This window comes from Streptomyces sp. CLV115, from assembly GCF_038448545.1.
In the GTDB taxonomy this organism is placed as follows: domain Bacteria; phylum Actinomycetota; class Actinomycetes; order Streptomycetales; family Streptomycetaceae; genus Streptomyces; species Streptomyces sanglieri.
This window is the reverse complement of record NZ_JBCEWQ010000308.1, coordinates 1-3,380: the sequence shown is the minus strand read 5'-3', so window position 1 is coordinate 3,380 and position 3,380 is coordinate 1. Positions and strand designations below refer to the sequence as shown.

The window sequence follows — 3,380 nt, the reverse complement described above, 5'->3', positions numbered from 1 at the left end:
GGTGTGAGGTTCGGGGGCCTTCAGGGGGAGCAGTGCGGGGTCGCCGAGGTGGGCGATCAGCACGTCGCGCCAGGCGGACCGCTGGGCGGTGCGCTCGGCCGCGGTGATCGCGGGTTCGAAGATCCGGCCGAGCGGCTGGGCCTCGACGACCTCTTCGAGCGAGGACCACAGGCCCTGCGCGACACCGGCGAGATACGCGGTGCCCCGCAGGCTGGCGGTCGCGGAGTCGGAGACCCGCTCCAGCGGCAGGCCGGTCAGGTCGGCCTGGGTCTGCATGAGCGGGTCGCTGCCGGAGACCCCGCCGCCGACCCGGAGCCGGGTGAACGGGGTGCCCATGGTGTCGGCGACGCCGTCGATCAGGTCGCACACCGAGTGAGCGATCCCGTCGAGCACGGCGCGGGCGAGGTCGGCGCGGGTGGTGGCGAGGGTGAGCCCGGTGAGGGCGGCGGTGGCCTCCGGGTGCCAGACCGGCGTACGGACCCCGGCGAGAGCCGGGACGAAACGCGGGGTGCGGCCGGGCCGGGTGGGGACCCGGCCCGCCTCCTCACCGAGCTCCTTCGGCGACGTGAACAGGCCCAGGTCGTCGCAGAGCCAGTTCAGTGCCGAGCCCGCCGTGGAGGTGTACGCCTCCAGGCTGTAGTGGCTGATGTCGCCCTGCCGCCGGCCGGGCTGGGCGAGCACCCCGGAGATGTCCGGCCGGGGCAGGGCGGGCGTGGTGCCGGTCGCCGCGTCGACGAAGGCGCCGGTCCCGTAGACGCACATGCCCTGCCCGGCGGCGAGGCCGCCGAGCGCGACGAGTGCGGCGTGCTGGTCGCCCATGGAGGCGGCCAGCGGGACGGCGATGCCGAGGGCGGCCGGGTCGGTGGTGCCGAATCCGGCGTCGTCGGAACGGAGCTCCGGAAGCAGGTCGAGGGGGAAGCCGAGGTGGCTGATCCACTCCTTGTCCCAGGCGTGCCGCTCCAGCAGATAACCACCGGTGGAGGCGGCGTTCGTCGGTGTCGTGGCGTGCACGGCGCCGCCGGTGAGCCGCCAGATCAGCCAGGTGTCGACGGTGCCGAAGAGCAGTCGGCCCTCCCGGTGCGCGGCGGCCACCTCCGGGTGCGCGGCGATCTGCCGGGCGGCCCAGAGGAACGGTGCGCGGGCGCCGACCGGCCGGCCCTGGCGGGCCAGCAGTGCGGCGTCCCACTCCGCCTCGTACGAGGTGAGGTCGGCCGCGTACCGCCGGTCCTGCCACACCACCGCGGGCAGCAGCGGCCGCCCGGTCACCCGGTCCCACAGCATCGCGGTCGCCCGCTGGGTGGACAGTGCCACCGCGGTGATCCCGATGCCCTCCTCGCGGGCCCGGCCGACGGCCCGGCGCGCCACCTCGACGGTGGCGGCCCAGATCTCCATCGGGTCCTGCTCGACCGAGAGGTCGTCCGGGTGGCTGACCTTGATCGAGCGGTAGAACACCTCGTGGGCGGCGCCGGAGTCGAGGACGACTCCGGCCCGGGTGCCCGTGGTGCCCTCGTCGATGGACAGCACACCGCGCCGTGCGGCGGCGCCGGGGAACGTCTGCGTCATTGCAGCCCTTTCATTGCGAGCATCGCGAGCGAGCCGTGCGGGAAACAGGGAGGGGAGGGGACCATCGTGTGGTGCGAGAGGCCCGGCGGCCGGTCAGCGCGCGGTCGTGGACCCGGCGGATTCCGGTGAGCCGGCCGGCGTGGAGCGGTCCTGCCCGGCGGCCTCGTCGGGGGAGGCGGCCTTCGTCGGATCCCACTTGATCGCCAGACAGGTGATCAGTCCGAGCAGCGGCACCACGGAGAGCACCAGGAAGGTGTCGGCGAGCCCGAGGGAGTCCTTGATCTGCGGGAAGACGTACAGCCCGACGACACTGCCGAAGCTGCCGACCATCCCGGTGACACCGGTGCCCAGCGCCCGTACGTCGCTGCTGTAGGAGAGCGCCGCGATGGACTTGCCGTTGGCGCCGGGGCCCGCGGAGTGGCAGAGGATGAACAGCACCGGCAGCAGGAACGCCACGGCGGTGGGCACCTTCTCGAAGGTCAGCCCCATCGCGAGCAGCGCCACGAACACCCCGGCGAAACCGGCGGCGGAGCTGAGCCGCAGTCCGAGCCGGCGGCCGAAGTAGGCGGAGAGCAGACCGCCCGCGATACCGAAGGCGTTGAAGACCATCGAGCCGATCGTGGCCTTCTCGAAGCTCTCGCCGAAGATCGTCAGGCTGATCAGCGGGAGGTACCAGCCGACCGCGAAGTACTGCATCGACTGCCCGAGCGAGATGACCGAGGAGAGGACCGTCCGGGGCAGGTACTCGCCCTTGAAGAGCACCCCGGCCTGGCGGAAGCCGATGGCGGGCGCCTCGGTGGCGGCGCGGGTCGCCTCGTCCGGCTTCCCGGCGACGGCCTTGATCCGGTAGATCCTGTCCAGGTTGGCGACGGCCTCGTCCAGCCGGCCCTTGCTCGCCAGCCAGGTGGGACTCTCCCGCAGCATCAGCCACTGGCCCACCAGCAGGGCGGCGGCGACGACCGCGGCCGAGCCGACCGACCAGCGCCAGATGTCCGCGCCGACGTCCAGGTTGAAGAAGAGCAGGGCGAGCGCGAGGTTGCTGGTGGTGGCGACGTACCAGACCGCCTGCCACAGGTTCAGCCGGCCGCCCAGCTTCGCGGGCGTGTATTCGGCCAGCAGCGCCATGGCGACGGCGAAGTCGATGCCGTAGGCGACACCCACCAGGACCCGGCCGAGCCAGACCACGGTGAAGTCACCGGCGAAGGCGGCCAGCAGGGCGCCCGCGATCGCGAACACCTTGGCGATGAGCAGCGGGGGAACGCGGCCGATCCGGGTGGCGAGCCAGCCGCCGACCGGGTTGAAGATGATCGCCAGGGCCGGAGCGGTGGCCGTGAGGATCGAGACCTGCGTGCTGGTGAGCTCCATCTGGGACGTCATCGGCCCCAGGCCGGCGCTCAGCGCGGCGTTCGAGTAGGCGTCGAGGAACAGCCCGCCGAACACGAGAAACCAGATGACCTGCGCCCGGCCGGTGATCTTTCCCAGCCCATCGATGAGCGCAACGACGTCGGCGACGCCTTTGACGCTCGGACGTTGTGCCATGAATCCGCCTTCGAGGAAGACCCATCGGCGGCACGGGGAGCACAAAAAAACAGGCATGACGAAACCACCGACAGGTGGTCTATGTCTGTGCCTGTCAAAACACTGCGGAAAGCGCCGCAGCACGTGAACTGCAAGGAATGCGAACTACGCAGTGAGGTTAAGAACGCGCCAGGAGAAACGTCAAGGGTTTCCGGCAGGTTACCTGAACGTGACATGGCTCCCGCGGAGCGGGGCCGTCGAAGTGGCCGGGGTGTGCGCGGGGGGGGGGGGGGCGGTCC

General features: G+C 71.7%; 2 protein-coding genes. Both read right to left on the bottom strand.

Going from position 1 to position 3,380, the window contains the following annotated elements; genetic code table 11:
• Positions 1–1,563, bottom strand: a 1,563-nt coding sequence (locus tag AADR41_RS41645; RefSeq protein ID WP_342287646.1) for an FGGY family carbohydrate kinase, incomplete at its 3' end; no start/stop codon positions are given.
• Between the two features lie 93 nt (positions 1,564–1,656).
• Positions 1,657–3,102 (bottom strand): MFS transporter, encoded by a 1,446-nt coding sequence (locus AADR41_RS41640; protein ID WP_342287645.1) that lies wholly within the window; start codon positions 3,100–3,102, stop codon positions 1,657–1,659.
• Between the last annotated feature and the right edge of the window lie 278 nt (positions 3,103–3,380).

Bases quoted from the DNA above. Each gene is read 5' to 3' on its own strand.
- AADR41_RS41640 (WP_342287645.1), bottom strand. From the start codon at position 3,102: ATGGCACAACGTCCGAGCGTCAAAGGCGTCGCCGACGTCGTTGCGCTC.